The 25,521-nt window shown below is 62.6% G+C and carries 25 protein-coding genes; 11 read left to right on the top strand and 14 right to left on the bottom strand.

From position 1 onward, the window contains the following. Positions 1-10: 10 nt before the first annotated feature. The 4 genes from V9K97_RS08775 to V9K97_RS08790 all read left to right on the top strand — a co-directional run bounded on the left by V9K97_RS08775 (position 11) and on the right by V9K97_RS08790 (position 4,876). Entirely contained in the window at positions 11-940 is a 930-nt protein-coding gene (locus V9K97_RS08775; protein WP_337317574.1) for a type VI immunity family protein, read from the top strand. Continuing rightward, entirely contained in the window at positions 937-2,202 is a 1,266-nt protein-coding gene (locus V9K97_RS08780) for a TIGR02270 family protein (RefSeq protein WP_337317575.1), read from the top strand. Before V9K97_RS08775 ends, V9K97_RS08780 begins: the two co-directional genes overlap by 4 nt. Positions 2,203-2,334: 132 nt before the next feature. Beyond that, the gene (gene tagH, locus V9K97_RS08785) at positions 2,335-4,029 is read left to right on the top strand and encodes a type VI secretion system-associated FHA domain protein TagH (protein WP_337317576.1); all 1,695 of its coding nucleotides are present in this window, start codon (positions 2,335-2,337) and stop codon (positions 4,027-4,029) included. 52 nt (positions 4,030-4,081) lie between these two features. After that, positions 4,082-4,876 carry a PP2C family protein-serine/threonine phosphatase gene (locus tag V9K97_RS08790; protein ID WP_258503803.1) on the top strand — a complete coding sequence of 265 codons (795 nt, stop codon included), beginning with the start codon at positions 4,082-4,084 and terminating at the stop codon, positions 4,874-4,876. A 96-nt stretch (positions 4,877-4,972) separates the two neighbouring features. Here V9K97_RS08790 and V9K97_RS08795 read toward each other — a convergent pair whose 3' ends face one another. The 5 genes from V9K97_RS08795 to tssA form a co-directional block, all read right to left on the bottom strand. Then, on the bottom strand, positions 4,973-5,479 hold the full coding sequence (locus tag V9K97_RS08795) for a peptidoglycan-binding domain-containing protein (protein WP_337298569.1): 507 nt from the start codon (positions 5,477-5,479) through the stop codon (positions 4,973-4,975). Between the two features lie 81 nt (positions 5,480-5,560). After that, positions 5,561-6,040 carry an Hcp family type VI secretion system effector gene (locus tag V9K97_RS08800; RefSeq protein WP_337317577.1) on the bottom strand — a complete coding sequence of 160 codons (480 nt, stop codon included), beginning with the start codon at positions 6,038-6,040 and terminating at the stop codon, positions 5,561-5,563. Positions 6,041-6,192: 152 nt separating this feature from the next. After that, on the bottom strand, positions 6,193-7,689 hold the full coding sequence (gene tssC, locus V9K97_RS08805) for a type VI secretion system contractile sheath large subunit (RefSeq protein WP_258503805.1): 1,497 nt from the start codon (positions 7,687-7,689) through the stop codon (positions 6,193-6,195). Between the two features lie 40 nt (positions 7,690-7,729). After that, positions 7,730-8,242, bottom strand: a complete 513-nt coding sequence (tssB, locus tag V9K97_RS08810; protein WP_157611805.1) for a type VI secretion system contractile sheath small subunit — start codon at positions 8,240-8,242, stop codon at positions 7,730-7,732. A gap of 61 nt (positions 8,243-8,303) precedes the next feature. Continuing rightward, entirely contained in the window at positions 8,304-9,341 is a 1,038-nt protein-coding gene (tssA, locus tag V9K97_RS08815; protein ID WP_258503806.1) for a type VI secretion system protein TssA, read from the bottom strand. Positions 9,342-9,412: 71 nt separating this feature from the next. Between tssA and tssJ the strand changes: the two genes are divergently transcribed. Then, complete coding sequence (gene tssJ, locus V9K97_RS08820; RefSeq protein WP_258503807.1) at positions 9,413-9,925, top strand: type VI secretion system lipoprotein TssJ; 513 nt, start codon at positions 9,413-9,415, stop codon at positions 9,923-9,925. Between the two features lie 5 nt (positions 9,926-9,930). Here tssJ and V9K97_RS08825 read toward each other — a convergent pair whose 3' ends face one another. Next, the gene (locus V9K97_RS08825) at positions 9,931-11,046 is read right to left on the bottom strand and encodes a type VI secretion system protein (protein WP_337317578.1); all 1,116 of its coding nucleotides are present in this window, start codon (positions 11,044-11,046) and stop codon (positions 9,931-9,933) included. A 30-nt stretch (positions 11,047-11,076) separates the two neighbouring features. Further along, positions 11,077-12,417 (bottom strand): DotU family type IV/VI secretion system protein, encoded by a 1,341-nt coding sequence (locus V9K97_RS08830; RefSeq protein ID WP_337317579.1) that lies wholly within the window; start codon positions 12,415-12,417, stop codon positions 11,077-11,079. A 248-nt stretch (positions 12,418-12,665) separates the two neighbouring features. Here V9K97_RS08830 and V9K97_RS08835 point away from each other — a divergent pair, with 248 nt between their 5' ends. Next, positions 12,666-13,346: a response regulator transcription factor gene (locus V9K97_RS08835; RefSeq protein WP_337317580.1), complete on the top strand. Its 681-nt coding sequence runs from the start codon at positions 12,666-12,668 to the stop codon at positions 13,344-13,346. Between the two features lie 30 nt (positions 13,347-13,376). Here the strand turns inward: V9K97_RS08835 and V9K97_RS08840 are convergent, their stop codons facing one another. Next, the gene (locus V9K97_RS08840; RefSeq protein ID WP_258503811.1) at positions 13,377-13,814 is read right to left on the bottom strand and encodes a beta/gamma crystallin domain-containing protein; all 438 of its coding nucleotides are present in this window, start codon (positions 13,812-13,814) and stop codon (positions 13,377-13,379) included. A 278-nt stretch (positions 13,815-14,092) separates the two neighbouring features. Between V9K97_RS08840 and V9K97_RS08845 the strand changes: the two genes are divergently transcribed. Together V9K97_RS08845 and V9K97_RS08850 are read left to right on the top strand one after the other, a co-directional pair. After that, complete coding sequence (locus tag V9K97_RS08845) at positions 14,093-14,491, top strand: hypothetical protein (RefSeq protein ID WP_337317581.1); 399 nt, start codon at positions 14,093-14,095, stop codon at positions 14,489-14,491. Between the two features lie 23 nt (positions 14,492-14,514). After that, entirely contained in the window at positions 14,515-14,967 is a 453-nt protein-coding gene (locus tag V9K97_RS08850) for a hypothetical protein (RefSeq protein ID WP_337317582.1), read from the top strand. A gap of 12 nt (positions 14,968-14,979) precedes the next feature. Here V9K97_RS08850 and V9K97_RS08855 read toward each other — a convergent pair whose 3' ends face one another. Together V9K97_RS08855 and V9K97_RS08860 are read right to left on the bottom strand one after the other, a co-directional pair. Continuing rightward, on the bottom strand, positions 14,980-15,207 hold the full coding sequence (locus V9K97_RS08855) for a hypothetical protein (protein WP_157611813.1): 228 nt from the start codon (positions 15,205-15,207) through the stop codon (positions 14,980-14,982). 18 nt (positions 15,208-15,225) lie between these two features. Further along, positions 15,226-15,585 carry a translation initiation factor IF-2 gene (locus tag V9K97_RS08860; RefSeq protein WP_337298563.1) on the bottom strand — a complete coding sequence of 120 codons (360 nt, stop codon included), beginning with the start codon at positions 15,583-15,585 and terminating at the stop codon, positions 15,226-15,228. Positions 15,586-15,914: 329 nt separating this feature from the next. Between V9K97_RS08860 and V9K97_RS08865 the strand changes: the two genes are divergently transcribed. From V9K97_RS08865 to V9K97_RS08875, 3 genes are all read left to right on the top strand, one after another. Continuing rightward, positions 15,915-16,100 (top strand): hypothetical protein, encoded by a 186-nt coding sequence (locus V9K97_RS08865; RefSeq protein WP_337317583.1) that lies wholly within the window; start codon positions 15,915-15,917, stop codon positions 16,098-16,100. A gap of 180 nt (positions 16,101-16,280) precedes the next feature. Continuing rightward, complete coding sequence (locus V9K97_RS08870) at positions 16,281-16,763, top strand: ferritin-like domain-containing protein (RefSeq protein ID WP_258503816.1); 483 nt, start codon at positions 16,281-16,283, stop codon at positions 16,761-16,763. Positions 16,764-16,933: 170 nt separating this feature from the next. Next, positions 16,934-18,802, top strand: a complete 1,869-nt coding sequence (locus V9K97_RS08875) for a TniQ family protein (protein WP_125965524.1) — start codon at positions 16,934-16,936, stop codon at positions 18,800-18,802. 46 nt (positions 18,803-18,848) lie between these two features. Here V9K97_RS08875 and V9K97_RS08880 read toward each other — a convergent pair whose 3' ends face one another. Genes V9K97_RS08880 through V9K97_RS08895 form a run of 4 tightly spaced genes read right to left on the bottom strand, consistent with a single transcriptional unit; the run spans position 18,849 to position 24,935 of the window. After that, entirely contained in the window at positions 18,849-20,162 is a 1,314-nt protein-coding gene (locus V9K97_RS08880) for a TniQ family protein (protein WP_125965525.1), read from the bottom strand. Between the two features lie 23 nt (positions 20,163-20,185). Next, positions 20,186-21,691 carry a TniB family NTP-binding protein gene (locus tag V9K97_RS08885; RefSeq protein ID WP_125965526.1) on the bottom strand — a complete coding sequence of 502 codons (1,506 nt, stop codon included), beginning with the start codon at positions 21,689-21,691 and terminating at the stop codon, positions 20,186-20,188. Further along, positions 21,688-24,039 carry a hypothetical protein gene (locus V9K97_RS08890; protein WP_125965527.1) on the bottom strand — a complete coding sequence of 784 codons (2,352 nt, stop codon included), beginning with the start codon at positions 24,037-24,039 and terminating at the stop codon, positions 21,688-21,690. The genes V9K97_RS08885 and V9K97_RS08890 overlap by 4 nt, the downstream gene beginning before the upstream one ends. After that, positions 24,036-24,935, bottom strand: a complete 900-nt coding sequence (locus V9K97_RS08895; RefSeq protein WP_337298561.1) for a hypothetical protein — start codon at positions 24,933-24,935, stop codon at positions 24,036-24,038. The genes V9K97_RS08890 and V9K97_RS08895 overlap by 4 nt, the downstream gene beginning before the upstream one ends. Between the last annotated feature and the right edge of the window lie 586 nt (positions 24,936-25,521).

Here is a 25,521-nt window from a genome sequence, read left to right on the forward strand (position 1 = left end):
GCATGAAGCCATGACAGCCTACGACTACATCGCGATCGATCTTGCCGACGGGAATGCCAACGTGCTGTTGCGCGATGGCATCGTGGCAACCTTTTTTCTGAGCGACGCGCACGCGGCGCACGCCGCTCTCGTCAAGTACGCCATGCAGACCTTTGCTGCGCGCTTCATGTCGGGAGGAGCGGTCTACTATCCGGATGACGATGTCTTCGGCGAAGCGAAGCCCGAAGAGCTCGGCGCGCTGCTCGAGGCGCGCGTTGTGCTCCCTGCGCAAGCTCCCAGGTTCGCGCTTCTCGACAGTGCGCTAGACGCGCCACGCTTCTCAGCCGCCTATTGCGGCATGGACCGCGAGCACCTTGCGCAGTTCGGCTGGCCGCATGCAGCGTGCGGGCTGCGTTTCACCTTCTCGCTGGAAGCCATGGACGAGAACGGCCTCTTCGACCTTTGCGAATTCGCCGTCCGGTGTGCGCGTGCCTTGCCGATCGCCAGCGGGTATGTGGCGCCCGCCTTCATCTGGCGGGAAGGCATCGACGAGAACGTTGCAATGAATGCCGTGGCGCGCTTGTGCAGGCGCTATCGCTGCCTGGATATTCCGGCGCTGATGGTGGACTGTTTCGAGAACGGTATGGGTGTTAAAGGGGCCTATTGGTGCAATTTTTTTGGGCCGTCGGCCATCGCACTTGCCGGCGGCGAGGCACGGCTGCTCGCGGCCCTGGCCGGCACCGATGCACAGGTAGAGCGACTGGCCGAGGAACGGCTGCAAGTGACCCTTGGCTCGTTGCCGATCGCCGGGGACGTGAACCGCCGTGAGGACCTCAGCTTGTACCGGTGGGTCTTCAGTCTTCTTGAAGCCGCGGTCTATCCGCGCACCGTGCCATACATGGGGTTCGACGAAGAGTCGATGCAGGCCTGGATAGGCCGTTTTTCCGGGGCTGCACCGTGAATGGGGCGACTCCGGGGCCGACGCTGGCGCATGTGCTCGCCGAGCACGCCGACGAAGCCTCCTTCCTCTGGCTCCAGCGCGCGAGCGCGGTCCACGCGCCCAACTATTCGCCCCAGCAATTCGCCGACCTTGACGAACGCCTCGCCGCCCACGTCGATGGCCTGCGCGTTGCCGGCGAGGATGGCTGGCAGCATGCGCTCGCATTGACGGATAACGAAGGCCCGGAAGATTTCTTCGTCGCCGCAGTGCTCGCCATCGAAGCAGTCGATGGTCGCTTTGACGATCTGGTCGAGCGCGCCAAGGACTTGCCCGAGGTCGTGCCTGGCTTGATCTCCGCCATCGGCTGGACGGAGCCGGATCGTCTCGGCGGGCGCGTGAAGACTTTGCTCGAAGACGCTTCGCCGCTGCGGCAAAAGCTCGGCGTTGCGGCTTGTGCGCTGCATCGGCGCGATCCGGGGGCGTTGCTCGGGCAACTGCTCGTGGATGCGCCCGACAGCGTGCGCATCCGCGCGCTGCGGGCGGCCGGCGAGCTGGGCCGAGCCGACCTGTTGCCGCAGGCGCAGGCGCTGCTCGGCGAGGTCAAGCCAGAGCTGCGCTTCTGGGCCGCATGGGCGGCAGTGCTGCTGGGCGACCGGGCGCAGGCGCTCGATGCGCTCGCGGCTTTTGCGCTGAAGAGCGGGCCGCGCCAGCCGCGCGCCTTCCAGCTGGCGCTGCAGGCCGTGGATGTGGTGCCGGGCCACGCGCTGCTGCTCGACAGCGGCGCGTTGCCCGAAGTGCAGCGCTTGCGCATCCTCGGTTCAGGCTTCATCGGCGACGCGCGCTACGTGCCCTGGCTGATCGAGCAGATGGCGCAGCCGGCCACGGCGCGCATTGCGGCCGAAGCGTTCGTCACCATCACCGGCGTGGATTTCAACCTGGAGCAAATGGAAACCATGCCGCCCGATGGCTTCGAAGACGGGCCGACCGACGACCCCGACGAGGAGAACGTCGAGCTCCCCGAAGACATTGCCTTGCCCTGGCCGGACGTCGACAAGGTTCGCGCATGGTGGGGGAAGAACGGCGCGCGCTTTGCACCCGGGGTGCGGCTCTTCATGGGGCAGCCGGTTTCCGTTGAAGGTTGCACGAACGTGCTGCGCGAGGGTTTCCAGCGGCAGCGCGTGGCGGCCGCGCTGCACCTGTGCCTGCAGGAGCCGCGCGCGCCGCTGTTCGCCACCAGCGCGCCCGCCTGGCGGCAGCGGCGCTGGCTCGAAAGCATGGCGTGAAACGCCACTGCAATAAAGGCATACCTCTTAAGGCGAGATTGCCAAGCGGCCCCCCGGAATGAATACTCCTTCTGAGTTTTTGGGCTCGTGCATGCGCGAGCCGTGTTCGGGCGCAGCCCCGGGGGCCGATTCATGATTCATATCGCTGTCATCACCCGGCAAGGCGCCCCGGCGGGGCAGGCCATTGCCGCCGATTTCGGCCCCAACGGGGGCACCATCGGACGTGCGGACACCAACACGCTGGTGCTCGACGATCCGGACCGCACGGTGTCGCGCGTGCATGCGCAGGTGCTGTGCCGCGACGGCCAGTATTTCGTGATCGACCGGGGCAGCAATCCGATGCAGTGCAACGGCGTGCCGCTCGGGTCGGGCAAGGAGGCGCCGCTGACCGACGGCACGCAGCTCGTGGTGGGCAGCTTCGAGTTGCGTGTGCGTGCAATGGCCGGCGCGGCTGCTCCTTCGCTGGCCGTGCCCAACACGGTGATGAAAGCGCCCGTGCCCGCGTCGGCGGCAGCGGCATCGAGCGACGATCCTTTTGCCGACCTGCTGGCGGGCCTTGCACCGCCGGCGGCACCGGCCGCTGCGGCCAGGGCATCGCCGCCCGCGGCTGCGGAGTCCGCGGATTCGTTGTTGTTTGCCGACCCGATGCAGAACGGATCGCGCAATGCCCAAGCCGCGCAGATCGACCCGTTCGCCAATCTGCTGGGACCTGAGGCTTCTTCGGCGCCCGCAGCCGGACTTGGCGCGCTCGACGACTTTTCCGACCTGGGCGCCCCGCCCGCGAGCGGCAAGGCCGCAGGCATCGACGAGCTGTTCGGCGGCATGGGCGGTGGAGGTGGCATCGGCGGCGATCCGCTCTCGCTGTCGCCGTTGGCGGACCCGCTGCTGCAGCCCAACACGGCGTCCGATGCCGATCCGCTGGCGGCGCTGCAGCGTGCCGCGCCGGCCACGCCGGTGCCGCGCGCCGACCATTTGCCCATCGATCAGTTCGGCTTCACCCCGCCGAAGGCGATCGATGCGCCGCGGCCGCAGCTGCCGCAGTTCGACGACATCACGGGCCAGCCGATCCGCATCAGCGGGCCCGAGGTTTCTGCGGGCGGACCGGCCGAACCGCCCGGGATGCCGGCGCCGCCGCCGCCACCTCCGGCGCCTCGGCCGCAATCGGTGCAACCACAGCAGCAGCCCATGCCGGCACCGGTCGCCAAGGCGTCACCCGCATTGCAGCGCACCGCTTCCGACGACGAGCTGCTCGCCGCCTTCCTGCGGGGCCTCGGCAGCACGCACCAGGCGCCCGAGATGCTCACGCCGGGCCTGATGGAGCGCATCGGCACCATTCTTCGCAGCGCCACCGAGGGCACGCTGCAACTGCTGCTCACGCGCCAGGAGTTCAAGCGCGAGGTGCGCGCCGAGGTCACGATGATCGCGTCGCAGGCCAACAACCCGCTCAAGTTTTCGCCCACCGCCGACGTTGCACTGGCTCACCTGCTGGGCCCGGGTGTGCGCGGCTTCATGCCGCCGGAGGCGGCCATGCGCGATGCCTTCAACGACCTGCGTGCGCACCAGTTCGGCGTGATGGTGGGCATGCGCGCGGCGCTGGCGCATGTCATTGCGCGCTTCGAACCCGACGAGCTCGAGAAGAAGATCAGCGCAAAGTCGGCGCTCGACGCGCTGTTCAGCGCCAACCGCAAGGCCAAGCTCTGGGACCAGTTCGTGGCGCTGTATGGCGGCATCGCGAGCGAGGCCGAGGACGATTTCCACAACCTCTTCGGCAAGGCCTTTCTCGAGGCCTACGAAGAACAGATGGCGCGCCTGAAGTCCGACGCCTGAACGTCGCCCTCAAGCACAACTGCAACAGCACCAGCAAACGCGAGGCATCCGCTTGGAAATCGAAATCGTCACGCTGTCCAGACAGGGCGGCCGCAGCTACAACGAGGACGTGCACGGCCACTGGCATGACGAGCGCTATGTCGCCTGCCTGGTGGCCGATGGCGCCGGCGGGCACGGCGGCGGCGACGTGGCGGCGGCCACGGTGCGCAGCAGCGCGCTGGGCGGCTTCTCGGCCGCGCCGAGCCTGGACCAGGCGAGCCTGCGCGCGCTGGTCGAACAGGCCAACCGCGACGTGGTGGCGCGCCAGGCGGAAGGCGGCAAGCTCGCGGGCATGCGCTCGACCATCGTATTTGCGGCCATCGACCTGGAGAGCGAGGCGCTCGCCTGGGTGCACAGCGGCGACAGCCGGGCCTACCTGTTTCGCGGCGGTGCCATCGTGGCGCGAACCACCGACCACAGCCTGGTGCAGCAGATGGTGGCCGGCGGCATGCTCGACGAAGAAGGCGCGCGCCTGCATCCGCAGCGCAACATGCTGCTGTCCGCGCTGGGGTCGATCGAAGAGGCGCCGGACATCGCGGTGTCCGACCGCATGCGGCTGCTGCCCGGCGACGTGCTGCTGCTGTGCAGCGACGGCGTGTGGGAGCCGCTGGGCGACGAGTGCCTGATCGACACGCTGCATGCCTCGCGCACACCCAGCCAGTGGACCGAGCTGATCGACGCGAAGGTGAGGGCCAATGCCAAGCAGGGCCACGACAACTACACGGCGCTCACGCTGTGGGTGATCGGGGACGAGGGCGACGATGTGACGCGGCTGCTGCCGGAGAACGTCGCGCAGGCCGATTCCTGATCCTTTCCTTCTGTAGCGGAAAAGGAAAAAAAGGCCCGAAGCTTTCGTCCATCCGGACGATCGCTTCGGGCCTTTGTCGATTTTTTGGAGTGCGACCTAGGAGTAGGCGTACTTGCTCGCCGTCTTCTTCACCCGCTTCAGGGCGTTGCGCAGCAGCGCCGGCATGTCCTCGCGGTTGGGCAGGTTGGTGTAGTTGTCGATCCCCTGTTCCTTGCAGCAGTTGGCGCAGCCGTTGTTGAGCAGGTCGAGCGCGTAGCGGGTCTTGCTGATCGTGCTGGACGAGCCGGGCTCCCGAAACGGATCGAAGATGCCGTCCGGCAGTACTTTTTGTCCGCGCGCGATCACCTGCGTCTGGAAGTGCGTGATGTGCTTCTGCGTGACCGGCCCATAGTAGCCGTCCACCGCAATCACCTCGGTCTGGCCCGGAGGCGGGTCCATGTCGTGGTTGAAGCCGAGCAGCTCGTAGTAGAAGATCTTGAACAGCGCCTGCACCAGCATCACGTCTTCACGTGTGTTGGAACCGATCCGGCCGGCCGACCAGTCGATGTTGTAGGTGGTGAGCAGCGCGCCGCTGCGGCCGATGAGTGGGGTGCTGAATGCCATTGCATTGCTCCGGTGAGGACGCGTGGAAACCGCATCGGGCACTGGCGCGCCCGATGCCGTGCCCTGCGGGTCCGTCGTCCGTCAGCGAGTCTCGGTGGTTGCGACGTTCCAGCCGAACTTGACTTCGCCGCCGCCCGCGCCCTTGTCGTCCTGGGCCTTGTAGGCGAACTCGATGTCCTTGAACGAGCACGACACCTGTTCCTGCACGTCGCCGCCCTGCGCGCCGCCGGGGCCCACCATGGCGATGAAGACTTCCTTGAGCGTGACCTTCAGGTACTCCTGCTGGCCTTCGCCCGCCTTGCGGCAGGTCAGGATCATGTCCTTGAAATGCTTGCCGCTCACGCAGTTCTTGGCCAGCACCGGGGAAGCCTTGTCGTAGGTGTGCGTGAAGTGGAACTCGCCCGGCGTGGCCTTGCCCTTGCCCGAGCCGCCGCCGGAGCCTGCGCCCGACGCGTTGCTCACGTTCCAGGTCCACGACGAGATCTCGATCTCGTCCTTGTGGTCCTTGTGGGACGACTCGCCCTTGACGCCGTCGAGCTTGATGTGAAAGTCAGAAGACATGTTCCTACTCCTTGGGGCCCGGTTTGCATTCGGGCGGTTGATGATCGAGATGAAGACAAGGGCTGCCGGCAGGTTGCCTTTGGGAGCGATGCGCGGCAGCTACTGAGAGAACGAAAACGGAATCGGGAATTTCAAGAGTTTCGAAAGACTTTTCAGCCGGCTCCCTTGGCCGTGGGCAGCTTGGAAACCAGCCGCAGCGAGACCGTGAGGCCTTCGAGCTGGTAGTGCGGGCGCAGGAAGAACTTGGAGGTGTAGTAGCCCGGGTTGCCCTCGACCTCTTCCACCACCACTTCGGCGGCCGCCAGAGGCTTTTGCGACTTCGTGATCTCCGACGAATTGGCCGGATCGCCGTCGACGTAGTTCATGATCCATTTGTTGAGCCAGCGCTGCATGTCCTCGCGCTCCTTGAAGCTGCCGACCTTGTCGCGCACGATGCACTTGAGGTAATGCGCAAAGCGGTTGCAAGCAAAGAGATAGGGCAGGCGGGCCGCCAGGTTGGCATTGGCGGTGGCGTCCGGGTCGTCGTACTCGGCGGGCTTGTTCAGCGACTGCGCGCCGATGAAGGCCGCAAAGTCGGAATTCTTGCGGTGGATCATCGACAGCAGCCCGGCCTTGGAGAGCTCGGCCTCGCGCCGGTCGCTGATCGCGATCTCGGTGGGGCACTTCTGGTCCACGCCGCCGTCGTCGCTCGGGAAGGTGTGCAGCGGCAGGTTTTCCACCGCGCCGCCGGACTCGATGCCGCGGATGCGCGAACCCCAGCCGTAGAGCTTGTACGAGCGGTTGATGTTGGTCGCCATGGCATAGGCCGCATTGGCCCAGGCGTACTTGCTGTGGTCGGCGCCGGCGGTGTCTTCCTCGAAGTCGAACTCCTCCACCGGATTGGTGTTGGCGCCATAGGGCGTGCGCGCCAGGAAGCGCGGCATGCACAGCCCCAGGTACTTGGAGTCGTCCGACTCGCGCAGGCTGCGCCAGCCGGCGTATTCGGGCGTGAGAAAGATCTTGGTCAGGTCGCGCGGATTGGCGAGCTCCTGCCACGATTCCATCTGCATCAGGTTGGGGCTCGCGCCGGTGATGAAGGGCGCATGCGCGGAGGCGGCGATCTTGGCCATCTCGCCGAGCAGTTCCACATCCGGCGGGCTCTGGTCGAAGTGGTAGTCGCCGACGATGGCACCGAAGGGCTCGCCGCCGAACTGGCCGTACTCCTGTTCGTAGATCTTCTTGAACATCGGGCTCTGGTCCCACGCCGCGCCCTTGAACTTCTTCAGGTTCTTGGCCAGATCCTGCTTGGAGATGTCCATCACGCGGATCTTGAGGTTCTCGTCGGTCTCGGTGTTGTTCACCATGTAGTGCAGGCCGCGCCAAGCACTCTCGAGCTTCTGGTAGTCGGGGTGGTGAATGATCTTGTTGACTTGGTCCGTGAGCTTGGCGTCGATCGCGGCGATCATGGCCTGGATCGACTTGGTCACGTCCTTGCCGATCACGGTGCTGTTGGAGAGCGCCTGCTGCGCGAGCGTGAGCACCGCGGCTTCGACGGCGCTCTTGGCTTCGTCGCTGCGCGGCTTGAATTCCTTCTGCAGCAGCGACGAGAAGTCGCTCCCCGCATAGGCAACGTCTTTCAGTGCGCTCTGTTGTTCGAGTGCGTCGGCCATGGTGTTTCTCCTCGGAATCCGGTGTGTCTGTCGAAAGGGGTCAGGCGGCGGGCGCGCTGTCTTCGGGCTTCTTGCTGGCGGCCAGCGTCTGCAGCAGCGCAGGATCCTCGAGCACCTTGGCGAGCAGTTCTTCCGCGCCGCCCTTGCCGTCCATGTACGTCACAAGGTTCGACAGCTGCGTGCGTGCCTCGAGCAGCTTGTTGAGCGCGCCGACCTTGCGGGCGACGGCGGCGGGGGAGAAGTCCTCCATGTTCTCGAAGGTGAGCTCGACCTTCAGGTCGCCTTCGCCGGTCAGCGAGTTCTCCACGGCAAAGGCGGCGCGCGGCTTCATGGCCTTCATGCGCGAGTCGAAGTTGTCGACGTCGAACTCCAGGAACTTGCGATCGGCCACCGGGGCGAGCGGATCGGCCGGCTTGCCGGACAGATCCGCCAGCACGCCCATGACGAATGGCAGCTGGATCTTCTTCTCGGCGCCGTAGAGTTCCACGTCGTATTCGATCTGCACGCGTGGCGCCCGGTTGCGGGCGATGAATTTCTGACTGCTCTTGGCCATGGCGATGCTCCTTGCGGGAATGAATGGGATGGGTCGGTGAGTTGATAGGGAGGCGGCTGGCCTATTCGGACGGGCGCTTGCCCGTCACGTTTTCGATGGTGTCCATCGCGTTGGGCGCGAGGTTGGCCATGATCTCGAGGAAGCTCACGCCGATGAGCTTCTTGGCGCGATCGATCAGGAGCGGCGCGGGATTGCCGGGCTCCGCTTGCTCCAGGTAGCGGATCACGCGGTCGAGCATCTGCAGCGCGTCCTGGCGGCTCTGGATCTCGCCGCGCATGGCTGCGGGGCGAGCGGCACCGGCGCCCGCATCCTGTTGCGCGGAGCCTTCGTCCGCTGCAGACGCGCCGCCCGCGTCTGCAGCGCCGGAGGCGGCCCCGCAGGCCTTGGCCAGCACGCGGCCGATGGTGCGCAATGCGCCGAGGTTGATGGCGTCGGAGCGGCCGGTGCGATCGAGCAGCAGCGCTTGCAGCTTTTCGACCAGCGCAGGCACTTCCATCGCGGCCTGCAGCCGCTCGGGCTGGTGCGCCTGGAGCGCCTCGAGGCCGCCCTGGATCTGCGACATCGAATAGGTGGCCTCGCCGCCCACGGCGTTCAGCGCGCCATGCGCAATGGCGATGTCGCGCACGCGGATCTGCCCCACGCCAGGCGCCATGCCCACCTGCGCGTCGTACAGATCGCGCAGCACCATGTTCTCGTCCCACAGCGGTGCCAGCGCATTGAGCCGCATGGTGGGGTCGTTGTCGTCGTCGGCATCGAGCGTTGGATGTATGCCGTCCCAGAAACGGTCGAACAGGCCTGTCAGCAATTGAAGGCCCGCATTGAAGCCGGGCACGCCTTGCAGCCGCGTGGCCGCGCGCAAGAGCAGCACCGCGGCACGCACATCCTTGCTGCGGCGCAAGATGGCGTCGGCCTGCTCGGCCACATCGCGCCACTCCGGCTCCACGGCTGGGATGACGGTGTCGCCGAACTGCTGCTCTGGTTTGCGCTCTGAAGCCGCGGCCAGCGCGGTAAAGGCCGCGTCGTACTCCAGATCGTCGCCGCATGGCGATGCCTCGCCGATGGGCGTGAGCAGGGCTTCGACAAGTTCGTTGGTCAGCATGTTGCCTGTTCGAGTTGGCTGGTGATAATCAAAGATGCAGCAGAACCGGTCAATGCAACGAAGGGAATAGCATGCGCACGCTGGGTACACGCCATTCGTCCTATGGACGCTCTCTCGCTGCGGTCTCGCGGCGCCTTGCACTGGCCTCCGGGCTGGTGTTGACGGGTGTGCTGCTCGCAGGCTGCGCACCCAAGCCCGTGGTCACGACGGTGTCGATCACGCTGGTTGCGGGTGCCGATGCCAACCCCGATGCGCGCGGCCGCGCTTCGCCGCTCACGGTGCGCGTGTATGCGTTGAAGTCGCCCGGCCCGTTCGAAGGCGCCGACTTCTTCTCGCTGTTCGAGAAAGACCAGGCCACGTTGGGCGCAGAGCTCGTGCAGCGCGAAGAAATGCTGCTGCGTCCCGGCGAGACCCGCAAGCTCGATCTCACCCTCCCGCCCGATGCCAAGGCCATCGGCGTGATGGCGGCGTTCCGTGACCTGGACCGTGCGCGCTGGCGCGAAGTGCGCCCCGTGCAAACCGGCAAGGCCCAGGCCATGACGGTGACCTTCGGCGCGCGCCAGATCCGCGTCGAGAGCAAGTAGCCGTTTCATGGCGGCGTGCTCGCGTTCGACGGGCGGCCAGGCCGCACGAGCGGTTGGTCGGCGGGCAGGAAGCGCCCGAACAGGTCGGCCGTGAATGCGCCGCCGGCCGCGCCCGATGCGGCGGCCGTGAAATAGAGGCCGCGCCACCGCGGCCCGCGCGAACCGCGGCCATGGCTCTCGAACAAGGCATCGGCAACCTGGCGAAGTGCGGGTTGCAGAGCACGCATTGCCTCGATGAACTCATGGATCGCGAGCCGGCCCGATGCACCCGGCTGCTCTCGCAGCAGCGCCATGCGCAGTGCATGCAGTTGCTGCGCCATCGGGTCGAACACGGCATCCAGCCGCGCGGCGGCCGTGTCGTTGGCGGCGAGCGGCTCGGCCAGCCGGTGGCCAACGGCTTGCGCCAGCACCTCGGGCGGCAACGCGCCGCGCAGCGTGGCATAGCCCGTCAACCGTTCGAGCCCGGTCACGACAAGATAGACGGGCAACTGCAGGCGCAGGGTGTCGCCGGCCTCGTCGAGCAAGCGCCGCATCCTGGCTGCAAGCGGCTTCATGCTTGCGGTGTCCGTGCGCAGCAACTCGCTGGCTGCAACGCACACCACCACGCCGTTGAGCGGCAATCGCTCGCGCCGCTCGGCCAGCGCCAGCAGCGCCTGGAGCCAGAGGCCGCGCGTGTGCGGCTCGTTGGCCTTGTCGCTCACAGCGGCCGGGTGTAGTTCGATGGCGGCCATCGAACCCGTCAGCCACCAGCGCCAGTAGGGTTCGCCGAAGGGCTCGCTGTCCGGCGGCGCAAGGCGCTCGGCGCCTGCGGCCGCGAACAGCCCCGGCAGGTCGGCGGCCGCGTCGCCCAGGAAGAGAAACCACGGCACCGGTGCGTCGCGTGGCCGCGGCGGCTGGCGAAGGGCCTGCCGGGCGCGCGACATGGCTTCCCTGATGGCCGGGACGGCGGCTTCGTCGGCCTCGGCGGCCCAGGGGCCGAGCGCGTCGATGCGCCGCTGCAGCGCACGCCGGCGCGCACCGCGGCCCGCATCGCGAACCATCCCGTACAGCAGCGCGAAGCCCACCAGGCAGAGCGCAAGCAGGAGCCAGAAGAGATGCAAGGGCGAAAGAACGGCGGTCATGGCGATGGCGTCGCGGTTCTTCGCTGCGCTTCAGCGCGGGACGGTTTCCAGAAACACGAAGTCGGCCACCAGCCGTACGCTTCCCTTGCCGGCCGCAAGCGCTTCGCGCAGCCGCAGCAGATAGGCCGACGCGAGCTCGAAGGGCGGCCGGTCGGCAATGGCGGCGAGCGGCACGGGCGACGAGACCGCCGTGACCAGCACGCGGCCGAACGGCGGGCCCACGAGCCAGCTCGAGGGAATGTCGCGGCCCAGTTCGAGCCTTTCGCCCGCGCGCAGCCGTGTGGCCGACTGGCCGGCGCTGAGATGCATGACGGAACCGTCGGCGGTGTAGTAGTCGATCCACAGGTAGCTGTCGTGGCCCGGTGCCGACACCTGCACGCGCACGTTGTCGCCTTCGCGCAGCTCGCCGTTGGTGGCGGTGGGAACGTCCATTGCCAGTCCCAGGGCCTTCTCTCGGTTGCGCAGCTGGTAGGGCTTGAGGATTGCGAACACCTCGCAATGCGGCCACGCGCGCAGTTCGATGTCGAAGGTGGGCGACCCTGCGCCGGGTATTGCGGCCACTTCGCGCTCGACCCGGTCCAGGTCCGCGGGCAGCGAGACGAAGCCGCTCACGCGCAGGCTCCCGTCCTTGCGGGCGGTGGCGGCGAGATCGGCGCATGCGTAGCTTTGCAGATGCTGTTCGATTCGCCCGGCCAGGGGCGGCTCGGCGGTGGAGGGGCCGGCGAGCCACTGCCACCACAGAAGGTAGAGCAGGGGCAGCAGCAGCGTGAGCGAAGCCGTGGCGCGCAGTAGCGCTCGGTCGCGGCGTCGCGCGTCGTAGGGTCCCGGCGGATCGGCCACGCGATAGGGCTGGGGCGTGATGTGGTCCTGCACCAGGCTGCCGAGCGCCAGCGGCTGGAGCCGCAATTGCCGGCTGTGCAGCTCCTTCAGCTTGCCGAGCTCGCCCTGGTCGCCATTCTCGAAGTAATACTGGCCCTTGAAGCCGTGCACCAGCGCATGCCAGTAGACCTCGCGCACTTCGTCGTCCTGCGCGGTCAGCGCCGAGAGGTGGTGGAAGAACTCGCTGGCGGCGTTGTTCGAATTGAAGAGCTGCATCTGCAGCGGCGCGGCATCGCCTCCGGTACCGGGATGGCGCGCGAGGAGCTCGTCGATCCAGGCCACCATGGCAAACGCGGCGGATTCGACCTGCCCAGCAGGCGTGCCCGATGCACCGGCGGCGGCACGCGCCTCGTCGAGAAGGCGGCGGGCTTGTTGCTGTGCAGCATCATGGGAAAGCGTGGCGCGGCCGCCGGCAACCGATGCCGCAATGGATGCATCAAGGGCGAGGCCGAACGAGACGAAGGCCGAAAAACTGTCGAGCAGGCGGGCCATGAACCGTGCCCCGCTCACTGCGCTTGCGTGGTGAAGGATGCCTTGCACCGGCGTCTGCAGCAATGGCGCATGCCTATGTCCCCGGTTCCTTCGAATGGGCGTTCATTCTTCCAAACGAGGCGCGGCGGGCGCCATATCGCTTGGGGTCTATGCCGTTCGTGGGTCGATGCGGTATTGCTGTGCGGGGCAATCGCCGGTATCTTCGGCTTCCGCTGAATTCAACGCACGCTGGGACACTGGGACACGCCATGAAAATTCTGATCGCCGACGACCACCGGCTCGTCATCGAGGCGGTCAAGGCCAAGCTGTCGGAGCTCGAACCCGGCATTGAATTCGTCCTGGCCATGAGCGTCGACGAATTGCTTGCCGGCGCGAACGACGAGCTCGATCTGGCCCTGATCGACCTCAACATGCCGGGCGCGGACGGCCAGGCCCACATCGACGAGATTCGCCGCCGCCACCCGGCCGTGCCGGTGATCGTGCTGTCCGGCTACGAAGACCCCGCCATCATGCGAAGCGCGCTTGAGCGCGGCGTACTCGGCTTCATTCCCAAGGCCTATTCGCCCGAGGTGATGCTGTCGGCCGTGCGGCTGGTGCTGGCGGGCGGCGTGTATGTGCCGCCGATGATGCTGACGGCGCTGCCGCCGGGCATTGTGGCCGGCGTGGCCCCGACGCAGAACGGCGACGCGCGCGCCGCGGGCGCATCAGCGGCAACGCTGGAGCACCTGCGCAGCGTGCTCACCGAGCGCCAGGTCGAGGTGCTGCAGTTGCTGTCGCAAGGCAAGCCCAACAAGCTCATCGGGCGCAGCCTGGGCATCAGCGAGGGCACGGTCAAGATTCACCTTGCCGCCATCTTCCGTGCGCTGAATGTGCGCAACCGCACCGAAGCGGTGGTGGCCGCGCAGGCCTTGACCGAAGCGCAAGCCTGAGTCTGCTTGCGCCGGCCGCAACGGCCATGCTCAGGAGCAACTGAGCTTCATCGCCTCGATTCGTCCGCCGAAGCCCAGCTTGCGCATGAGGCCGCCTTCGCGGCTGTTGGCCGGAAAGTTGACGGTGCGGTCCCTGAACATCGCGTGCTCATACACCTGCAGCGTTGCGCGCGGGCCGACGCTCACGCTGTCGATGTCGCGCTTGAGCTGCCTTGCGGTGCCCCGGTCCATGCTCTGGACCTCGGCGGGGCCCACCAGCGTGAGCATGTCGCCCTGGAAGTTGCGGCCGGTATAGAACTGCGCCCAGCAGCCCGAAGCCAGCGCCGGGTCTTCGATGCGCACCGGCACCAGCAGGATGGTTGGGTCGGGCCGGTTCTCGGCGGTGGCGGTCGACGGAGGCGTCGAGGTGTTGGCGCAGGCACCGAGCGCAACGACGCCGGCAATCATCAGGTAGCGAAGGTTCTTCATGGGATGGAAATTCAAGTGGAGAGCTCAGGTGAAGAGCGGAAAGACGCAGGCTACCGGCCTCGCTCGGCCCTTGCGTAGGAGCAGGCGCCAATCTCCCGTCGCCCTTGCTCGGAGCCTCGATGGACCAGGGTACCCACTGCTGATGAGCAATCTCCGTGAATGACTGCGCTCCGGATGCGCGCATTTCCTACGCGCAGCCAAGCCGCGGCTATCCACTCTGAAGCACGCGAGGAATCAGCCTTGCGTTCATCAACGTTTTTCATGAAGTGAAGTAAGCCATGGCCACGAGCAGCATCCTGGGAGGCGACTATCCGCCGGCGGAACCGAAGGGAACGGACGTCGACAGCCTTGGACCCAGCGACACGAGCGACAGCGGAAGCGATGTGCGCACCTCGCGCGAGCGTTCCGCGATTCCCGAAGATGCCGCCGAAGGCGCGGTTCCGGTGGCGCATGAAAGCAGCAGCGACGCCGAAGGAACCGGCGAGCGCGCATCGGCCGACGCACCGCCGGTGGAGCCCGACGCGGACATCTTGCCGGACCGTGTGGGCATCGTTCCTGGCAGCGCGGCCGACGTTGCCGCATCCGTCGACCACGACGATGTCGGCATGCCGGACGAACTGGCCGATGAGGCGGGCGAGCCCGAAGACGAAGAAGACGGCGAAGACAGAGCCGCCTGAAGCGGGGTTGGGTGGATACGGCCATGACCATGCAACGCCAACTCGATTGCGCGCTCCAGAGCCTTCAGCAGCTTGCCTATGCCCGCATTGCGCGTGAGTTCGCCCGCGCCTGGCAGGCAAGGGCAAATGCCCCCGGTGAGGCCGAAGCACTCCTGGGCGAGGCTCACCGCCGCGTGCTGCACTGCGAGCAGGCGCTGGCTGAATTGCGCGTCGTCATCGACGATCCGCGCCAGATTGCCGAGATCAAGGTTGCGCGGGCGCTGTACCTGCGCATGCTGCTGGAAAGCGCTCCCACGCGGCTGCAATCGTGGAGCGATTGCGAGAGCCTCGACGACATGCCGAAGTCCCACCTGTTCGAATGGATTTCCTATGATTTCGAGCGGCTCGAACTGGCGGAACTGGAAGGCTCCATGACCGAAGAAGAAGCCGCCTCGTACACCCAGGCGATCGACACGGCGGCCAGGGTGCGCGATTGAACGGAGGGGTGTTCAACCCCTCCCCAGCACGATCGCGCCGTCCTGGATGTAGCGATCGAACTCGATCTTCGGTATGGCGGCGGTGAGCGACTGGCCGTTCTCGGTCCACGTGATGACGACGCTGTCGTCCGCCATCAGGATCTGGCAGTTGCCTTCCGGGATCTTCAGCTGCGGGCCGTCGCCCGCGCGAAATTCCATGGGGCCGACGACGCGTGCATCGATCTGGGTAGTGGAAGTCATGTAGGGCTCGCTGTTCATCTATTGAGGCGCGGGCCGCGCATGCCGCTTGTCGCTGCCGCGCTGCTCCTTGGAAGGGTCGCCGTCGCGAGAAGGCGCAATGCCCCCGGGCGTGGCGGTCGAGGGCGGACGCGAGGTTTGCGTGCGTGCACTGGCGGGGCCCTTGTCCGAGCCCAGCGGGCCCTGGTCGATGGAGCCGCGAGGCTGGTCTGCCGGGCGCGCGCCCTGCGGTTCGGCTGAATCGCTGATGGGGGGCGCACGTGTTCCCTTGGGGTTGCCGGTGGGCTGCGCGCCCGCTGCCGCCACCGAAAGCAGCAACGCGGCGGCAAGACCGTACTTCCGCAAAGGGCGAGGCGCGGAGCGGGATACATCGTTGGCCATGAATTGGATCCTCTAAAACTGAAGCCTCTTTTTTCTCGCGCAACACCACCCTGTGCTTGTAGGCAGGAACACCGTCCTCGCGCCGGTTGCGTGCCAGCACGCCCGTTCGCCCGATTGCCCGATTGCCCGATTGCCCGATTGCCCGATTGCCCGGCGCTTGCGCCGAAGACGCGACGCTTTCCTACGCACGGCTGCACCGGCGCGTCGCACGGTGAAGCTTTTCGAAAGGACACAGCGTGACCAGATCCACGTCCACGGACCGGCCCGCCACGCCGAATGAAGCAGCGAACTCGGCCGCGTACCGCAAGCCCACTCCCGCGGAGAAAAGCATGAAGCGCGAAGCCAAAACGCCCGCGGAGAACGGCGATCCCGTCGGCCCCAACAACGGCCCCGCAATCACAGGCGAGCGCAAGCCGCCGACGCCGGGTGATGCCGGCGTCGGTGAAACCGACAACCACGGGAGTTCGCCCTACAGTCAGCCTGGCCGGCCCGAAAAACCGTTCCGCGAAGAGTGAATTGAAGCGGCATCGATGCCCCGAAGAACCCCTACAGGGGACGTCGGGCGAAGCCGACACGGATCCCGATCCGCGCAACCACCATTCGTCCTGGGACCAGCGCAATGCGGCCGCCTTCGGGCATGCATGCGCGGCAATTTTCAACCCGCCTCTTCACGAGGCAAACGAAGGAGTCATTCCATGGCCAACTACACGAACACTGCTGAAACCGCGAACAGCGAAGACGTTGTCGAGGTGCTGAACGATCTGCTCGAGAACACGCGCGACGGCGAATACGGTTTCCGGGCCTGCGCGGAGGAAGTGGATTCTCCGCAACTCAAGCAGGTGTTCCAGAACCGCTCGGCGGAATGCGCCAAGGCAGCCGGCGAACTGGTTCAGCTCATCCGGCGCTTCGGCGGCTCGCCCGACGACGGCGGCACCGTGAGCGGCGCCATGCACCGCGGCTGGGTGCATGTGAAGGGCTCGGTCGGCGCGAACAGCGCGCTCTCGATGCTGGAGGAATGCGAGCGCGGTGAAGACGCCGCCGTGGCGCGCTATCGCAAGGCGCTGAAGGAAGACCTGCCCGCCGACGTGCGCGCGATCATCCAGCAGCAGGCCGAAGGGGCTCAGCGCAACCACGACCAGATCAAGCAGTTGCGCGACCAGATGCGCGCCAGCAAGTAAGAAGAAGTCACCTGCCCCGGCCGACGGGCGGATCGGCCGCCCCGGGGCAGAATGGACGCCGTTGTTTTCACTCCGGCCGTCCGTTCTTGACCTCTCTCGATCTCGACCTCGCCCTGGGAAGCACTAATAGAGTTCGCAACAAGCAAGCTCCAGTTTCCCCTCGGAGAGCTATGCAATCTTCCTCCTTGCCCGTGTCCGGAATAGTTCAAAAAAATCGCCAAAATCGGAAACTGGCTCAAGCCGATCACGAAATAGAGTTCAGAAGACCCCCATACCTGCCTGTGCTACCACCAGGAGGATTGCTTTACAGCACGGTTGTTTTCGTAGGGCGCAGCATGGGCACGTCGTTCGAGAACGCGTGTGACACGGTTTACAGATCGGCCGCCTCGCCCAAGCACGCTAACGTCCTTGGACGTCGGTTGCAGGATGCCACAGACTGCATTGGGGATGGAACACTGTCCTATCAGGATGTGCTGATGAATCACTCTGTATGGGGCTTCTATTCCCGGTTGGTTCCGGCTTCAGTCGAGTTTGGATGGACGCAAAGGATGACGGGGGATTCGATGACCGGTGAGACCTCCGTCGTCTATCCGCGCCTCGTGTATCTCGGTCCCAGTAGATCATCGAGGATGAAGTACTGCCCGATGTGTGCAAGCCTAGATGCGAAGACTTCCGGCTTTCCGATATGGCGAGTCATCCATCAGTTGCCTTTCGTTGAGGTATGCGCCGCTCATCAAGTCACGCTCGTGCATTCTTGTTCGCACTGTGGTGAAGTTCTTGATCGAGGCACACATTTCAGGCTTCCAGGACAGGTGTGCCGCTCATGTGGTTCGCAACAAGCTCATCATGCGAATCGTCATTCAAGCGCATCGTCCCCTGCGGCATTGACCAAGCTGTGTGAAGAGATATTTTCAGGAAGTCAAGAGTACTTGCGCCCTGAGAATTGGCTCGCGCTTGTCAAAGATCTTCAAACGAAGCACTCCATCGAGAAGTTGGCGAACGACGTGCACCGCCAACTAGAAAATCTCTATGGTCGGGAGCCAAACGTTGCGCCTCATCTCGTTGATGCAATATCGAAGAGGTCCGTGGTGCACCAGCTCTCTTTGCTTTCTCTACCACGTCAGTTTCTCTCGCGAATTCTGGTAGGCGACCAACTCACGAGGATGGGGCTCATTGATCGATCGGAAGCATCGTTTCAGCAGCATCTGACAGATGCGGACGCGCTTGAGTTGAAGGCTGTAGAACAGGGCATCCCTGCTGGATTCGTGAAGCTGCTGCTGAACGGTGTAAGTCCTTTGCGACTCTGCAGAGACTATGGTGGGGCATATCAACAGCTAGTAGCATTTCAGGGTTCGATCCCGCCTGGCTTTGAAGTTAGTGAGAGGTTGCACAATTGGAGGGCGAGCCAGCGTGAAGCAAGAAAGCATGCACTGCGATTGTCCATGCAGCCGGGATATCGCGCAGTTCTTGATGAATTTGTGAGATTGAATCCTGGCTGCAACCTAAACGCATTCAGAGCGGCGCATCCGACTGAGCATAAATGGCTGTTCGTAAATGATCGCCCACATTTGCAAGCAATCCTGCCTGCCCGAATTCATACGCGGGGCAAGACGCTCGAAGAAAAGCGTGAGAAACACCGGGCGGTAATTCTTGACCTGTTGCGAGAGAATCCGCAGGTTTCTCGTACGCAGATTAGGCTGTTGGGCCATTCCAATTCATCGGATTTTCTGGAAAGAAACGATAAGGTTTGGTTCGACGCAATGATTCCATCCCGTCGCCGGGCGGTCAACAAAGCTGTGCCTTCGTGGTACACGGGTGCATCGCCATTTGTGTGGCCGGATACGCCCCTGAAGGGCCGATACGCTAGCACTGTCGATAGAAGGAACTGCTGCAAAACGTACATCTCGCAATTGATCGAACTTAATCCTCAACTGACAGCGAAAGAAGTTACGACAGCCGGACGCGTGGCGACTCTGTTTTTGAGACAAGACAGCCCTAAATGGCTTGTCAAAAAACTGGGGGAAGTGAAGGCACGATGACTGGTGGGGCAAGCCGAAACAGGGGCAGCCTGCGTTACTCAAGAGCTCAGTTGATAAACGGAAGCGTCCCTTGCCGCGGTCGAAAGGAAGCTAGGCGCGAGGTGATTGCCTCGTATTCCTGCGGCGCATGGCTCTTGAGAAGGCGGAGATCCGCGGAGGATAGAGAAGCGGCAGATGAGATAGAGGGATCCCGAAGGACTGAGCCGATAAGGCGTTGCAAAGCACCTTCTACGCGCTCTTTCTGAAGTCTTTGCCGCCAACGTGCACGCATCTCTGGATCAGCTTCCAGCCATCGCGCAATCTGATTTCGCGGTACTTGAAGAATGCGCATTGCCTCTTCATAGGAGGAGGCCGATTCGAGAACACTTGAAACCTTGAATGGAGTATTGGGGGTGGGCAGGGCCTCTTCAAAGAGTTCGATCTGTCCTGCACGAACGATCGGCAAGGCGGACGCCGCGTCGCAAAAAAATGCTCCGGCTTCGGCGGAGGTGCTCCAATCTAACGCGGACCAAAGAAGCACCCAACGAACAGCATTGCTGCGTTTCTGACGCCAAAGCATTGGCGCTATCCATTCTCCTTCGGAGAACCTCGCGAGACCCGCAGGGGCTTGCCGGAGAAATGTCGACAGAGGATTCGAGCGAAACCACGCGAGGACTCGGTCATGGTGTACGCGTCGTGTGCTGTGAATCACGCCCATCGCCTGGAGTCGATTCAGGGTCGCTTGACGAATGCTCGTAATCTGCACCGATTCAAGCTTGGATGCCGTTTCGCCAACGGTTGAAAGGATTGAGGCCATTGCGGCATTCCCTGAAGGCACGGTAGCAGATCGTTGCAACAGACATGATCGCGGCAATAGCCATCTCTTGTGCCGACCCTCAATGTATGCAAGTGAGAAATCATGCCGGCTGCATCGCCAGGTCGTCGGGAACTGATGCGCGACATGCCAGTACGAGCGGCCCAGTTTTCTGAGGTCTTCTTCTATACAGGCTCCGCACCACTTGAGTGGATGCGCCACAGGCAATGTTCTTGAGGAGCTTTGAATCAGCCTGCGCGCATGAGTTGTCTTCCCGGCAAGCCAGAGGTCGGAGATCAGTGGCAATCTGCTAGGGGAAACAAATGGGAAGTAGTAGGCTGCAATGCTGTGCCTGCGCGCCACTTTCGATGCCGTGTCTTTTTCTGCCAATCGACATTCCACAAGCCACTGAATGGAGGCAGGGAGATCGTGCTGAAGAGTTCCGTGCAAAGTCCCTATCAGCGAAAGAGAGCTCCTCTGTGAACTGGAAGATGCGCTCATCGAATGCGCTGTAGCACACAGACTGTAGAGCGTCTCGTCGTTCTCAATAGCCGGAAGATTCATCATGGATATCGATGAGCTGCGACTTGCTATTTCTCTTCTGCTTTCTGACCCCGTGACTTGGCTCCTTTGTCGCGGGAGAATTGATCTTCGATTTTTCGCGCTTCATTCAACATCTTCTGCGTCACGCCCAACATGCGCAGGTCATCTGGCGAACACTGCCTTAGGATTTCAAGGTCTGCAGTGAGCTTGTTCCCTACTCGAGTGACTTCAGCTTTGTAGTTCCGCAAAAGCCTCTTAATCGCAGCGATCCCGTGCGCATTTGGGATGAAGGTTTCCTGCTTCTGATCTTCTTTGGCTGTGGCCTTCCCACCCGCATTGTCATCCTCCGGCAGTGCAGGAATATCGATGTACTCAGATACGTCGCCGTCTTGGATGGCAAGGGCGAGCTTCTTGGCCCGGGTGAAGTTGGGGGAGCGGCTCCCAGCCTCGTAGTCTTCCCGGGTCAATATCGCCTTGGCCCCTTTGCGGCGAAGACAGTTCCGCTGACTGGCATCTTGGAGGAGGCCAACGAGCCCTGGTAGACCACTTGTGTGCCCGAACTCGATCTTGTCGTGCTCTTCCGGCAAGATATCGCAGTCATCGACGAGGGAGAACTGACGCATTCTGGGGGTGAGATCCTTCGCCCACCAGACTGTCTTGGGCGATGCCGCCGGAAGGTAATCATGTCGACCGCCTACCTCGAACCGGCGCTGCACCTGAGAGTAGGCGTCGAGATTGGCGAATGCCAACGGGTTTCCCAAGAGCAATATCGAGATTCCGAAGTTCATCAGCGAGAGATAGAAGAGAACAAACTGGATCTTCCATTGGCTATCTTCGAAGTTCGCTTCCTGGTTCTCGTCGATGACGAGCAGCAAGACCCGATGACTGATGAGCACCTTGCAGACCGCGACCAACAGTGAGTCGATGTTTACCGAGCGGGCGTTATCTGACGAGTAGTCAGTACCAATGAGCTGATCAACTTGATAGAGGATGCGCTTGAGCAGACCTCCCCGAGTGCCGTTCGAAGGGAAGTCGACATACAGATACATGATCTGTGTCAGCTTGATCCAGCCGCACACCTGTGACGGCCCGTACTCCACGACAGGATTCGGCACGCAGACTTCGAGAACGCGCTTGGCCGTGAAGGATTTCATCGTGCCAGTCATCCCTTGCCAAATGCCCCCGGCGCCGTCCAACGAGGAGTAGATGCGCATCTGGGGCATGGTCTCACTCACGAGGAGCTTGTTGACCCGAACTTGGTTCTCCACCTTGGTAGGGTTCAGCATCATGCACGAACGTCGAATGAGTTCCTGAAGGCCATCGGCCGGTTCGAACATAGTTCGCACCGGGGCAAAGTGAAGGCTTCGGAATTTCAATAGTGCGGTTCTTGCAGGCAGAGGAACCTGACGCCAATCGTGATGTTCCAGAGGGTAGTTTCGAAGGACTCGACCCCAAGCGTCGAACTCGACATGTGGATTCATCGCCTCGAAGAAGGGGTTGGGGCCGAAAGCCAGTTCAGGCCGGGCCCGAAGGTCGACAGTAGCATTCGTCATGCGGAAAACTCCTCCTGATTGAAGGCATCCATTGCTTCCGACGCCGCGTTTGAGTGTTCTGGCAGATCGGATTCGCCTTTGGTTGTGTCGTTTGTCTCCGCATCTGAAGGGGGCGATGAGCTTTGCTTGGACTGCTGATCTTGACGACGCAGAAACTCCATCTCTTCCTTCATGTTTCGCGTCAGATTGGCCGAGTAGGATTTTTTTGTGGGTGGGCGGGACAACGCTTTGATCTCAGCGTTCTGCTCCTCGCGAGCGTGATCGATGGTCGAAAGCCGATTGACGACGCGTTCCGCCGCGGCCTGCTCTTTTTCTCCGCGTTTGAGGTCATTCGAGAGCTCGTGCTTTTCCAAAAACTGAATCCAATCAATCAAAGGAATGTGCTTGAGTGAAGAGTCAGGAGATGCGTTCTTCAAGTGAAGCATTCCGGTTTGCGTAGGTAGCCATGCCTCCGTCATGTTTGTCTCTGCCATTCGCAGATTTGTAGGAATTGACTTGCCGCTCGACTTGACGGCCGATAGGAGGCCGCTCGCCAAGAGTTCAGGGCTGCTGAATCGCATCTTGGGGATCAGTCTCTTTCGGCCATTGACGAGTGCGACCAAATAGACCCCGTTCTTGCGTACGACGGCTTCGACTTCCGGAAACATGAAGGCTCGGAGCGATTCGATCGTGTACGGGACCTCGGCCGTTTGCCCATGTGCTCTCAGCCACTTGAATATGTTCAACCGAGTGGGGGTGATCTCCGGGTTCTTCAGCAGCATCTCGACAGGTGCCAGCTCGATCACTTCTTCGTTGTTGTAGTCGATGATCCAGAGAATCAGCTCGCGCAAATACTCTCGAAAATTGAAGAGGGCGTGTACTGCTGGATGATCCTTCCCACGTTCCCGTTGTTTGCCGAACGTCGTGCCGGATAGGCGATGGTCGAGTTGCAGTTGCACGGTGTGATGATCGGACTCGATATTCCCCTTGCGAGCGCCGCTGTATGTGGGGGTGTATTCGATATCAATGCCGAACTGAACCTCGGCTTCCGTCGGCTTTTCTGCTTTCAACTCTCCGTTGTCGACCAGATAGTTTCTGCAGAGGAGAGCTGGGATTTGGTCTTCCTCTATGGTGATTCCAACGCGTGCAGCAATCGGAACCTTAGAGCTTGCTCCGACAAGAATTGTCTCAAGGCCCGTCGCAGGGGATGGACTCTCCCATCCTAAAAACCACCCGAATATGACGGTGCTTCGATTCTCTTTGAGGACCGATCTCGTCATGGGTGGGAGTTTCTTCAGGCGTGATTCGATCGAAGAGAGATAGTTGTCGTTGGAGGTGCCATCAAAAACTCCAAGCTGACCAACAGACGATGTCATGTCCTGAACGGATCCACCACGAGCGACGTTCTGCTCCTCCCATTTCTTGTCGCCCATGTAAATCTGCGCGACTGACTTGTTCTTGTTGAGCTTCTTTCCCCAGCGCTCGAATTGTGCGTATGTAGGGCGTAGATGTATCGGGAAGAGCTTTGCGTATACGCTGCCATCCGGCCGTACCTCGTGAGTCGCCCAGTGAGAAGCCATCGTCACCAGGTAGGCGTCATGGGGAGGAATCTCGTGACAGACGAGGCGATACCCCCATGCGAGTTTCTGTTTGTCACTTTCTTCGTCTTCCTCGGCATCAGCTCCTTTGCATCGATCGAGCGGATACCCTTTCACGGGAGTAAGTCCCGCTTTGTATAGCCGCGAGTGCCGCCCCAGTGCATTGTTCTGCGGTTTCGATTTCCCAGGATTGCCGCATCTGGGGTAGCCGGGCATCAGCGCGTTTCGTCGGCTGCCACCCGCCCAAAATCGATGGAGTAGGGCGTACACCTGCGACGTGGCGCATCCCGTCTCCGCCGCTCTGATTCGAATTCTCTCCGGCAGCGACTCATCGCTGATCATCTCGGCGAAGGTTCGAATCCTTCCGTTTCCATCGATCCTGAGTAAGGGGGAGATGATGTCGTATCGCTTGTCGCGATGCTCTATGTACGCCTCGACTCGAGCTCGGTCCTTGGGGTTTTTCATCTGTGCCAGGAGGTCGGTATCAGACACGATCTCCTCCTTGACCCTGAGAACTATTGCGGTTCGATTAGATCCTTCAAAGAGGCTGCTCAAAAGCTTCAATGATTTCTTTTGAGGCTTCTTGACGTAGCTGCGCATCTTGTTCGAATGCTCTTTTTGGCGGCGATTGCGAGGGCATTCGATGTACCAGACGGTGTCTGTTGTCTTGTTAAAACCGAGGATTCGGCAAGGACCACCGAAGAAGCTTGATCCCTTAACGTCATCGACCAAAGCAAGCGGTGCAAACGGCAAGTCGTAGATATCGCTCATTGCCGCTCCTTGCACCAGCGTTCGAAGAGATTCGAACGTAGCTCGAGGCCACCACGAATGAGTGGCTGGTACAGCTCGAGTGGCACCGAGATGTCGTGATCGAGGTCTTGAAACCATATCGCGGCACGCAGTGCACGAAACACTTCTGCGGGGGGATATTTGTTGGCCTTTGCTACCTCTTCGCCAGCTTTTGATGCAGGCATCTGATACGCCCAGCGCAAGCAATGATCGACGGTGTGCCGATAGAGTGAGCTCGACCTGAGAGCCTCGATCTGCTGTTGCGTCAGCCGAGGATCAAGCGCCCCCAAATTTTTCTGCAGGTGGAGCCCGATAAGCTCCGGGTGCGTCAAAACATACTTGCATTGAACTGTCCTGCAATACGATCGCATCAACTCGAGCTTGGCGAGCAGTCGACTGGATGGGCGGGCGCTCTTGACCTGTTCTTCGGGCTTGCAATCGTGTCCGATCAGCTCGAACTCTCCACTCTCGTGCCTCCAAGTGGAGAGGATGTCGATGGTGTAGACATAGGGAACATCTGAGCCGACGTATTTCCACAGCTTGATGGCCCTCGCCCGTGCAATTTCAAGCGTGCCTGGTACTTCTATGTCGGAAGAGAACCCCGGGAGCCCACACAAGGGGTGTTCATGCGCCCATGGCCACATCGGGTACTGGTCGCGTGCATCGTATGCACCTAGCCACTTGAGTAAATGGATCAGCCATCTTTCTCCTGAGCTTCTGTAGTGGTGGGTATGTCCGAACGCAGCGCTCCTGTGATGGCCCATGTTGGCTTTATCAGACCAATCCTTCTTGGTCACCCTCAGGTAGGGGAGGTAGTCATGCAAATGACCTTGCCCGTAGCCCGCTTTGATCAGGGCATATAGCTTTGTCCATGTCATTCGCCCAGCCTGAGGGGGAGGGCGCCGCGAAGAAGCGACGAATCTCTCCGGTCGAAAACCGAGTACGCGCTGGTTCATGGAAGGGACCTTCCATGCGATGGCGAAAGATCGTTGGGCTCCAGCGAAGTTCGACCGCGAACGGGGCCGTCGTGGGAGCTCGTTCGATTGCCCGTCACTGCCTGCGCGTGACTGGCAATGACGCCACAAACATCTAACGGCCACCCTCGTCGGTTCGTGCTGCAGTCACTCGACTGCGGGTCGCCCGCGGACACGGCAGTGCGTCTTCGGTGAGCCTGCAGCCAGGTCCTAGAGAGGCGGTGAGATTCGATCCACTTCCGCTGAGAAAGTGGGGGTGAAACTGATGCGTCTGGGTGCCGGGGACTTTCCATGATCTCTCCTGGTTCCCGTCGATGTTCGACAGGGTGTGACGTGCCTTGACGCCACCTAGTCCCAGGGAGATACTGTCATTAGGGTCGTCCAAAAACCTTAGACATCTATCTATGAGGTGTCGGCGGGCGCCGGCTTTTCGAAAGGGGGTCGGCGTTTTGCTTTTCTGGGGGCGTAGTCCTCCTCAGGCGGTGACTTC

It is taken from the genome of Variovorax sp. CCNWLW186, from assembly GCF_037203865.1.
GTDB lineage: Bacteria > Pseudomonadota > Gammaproteobacteria > Burkholderiales > Burkholderiaceae_C > Variovorax.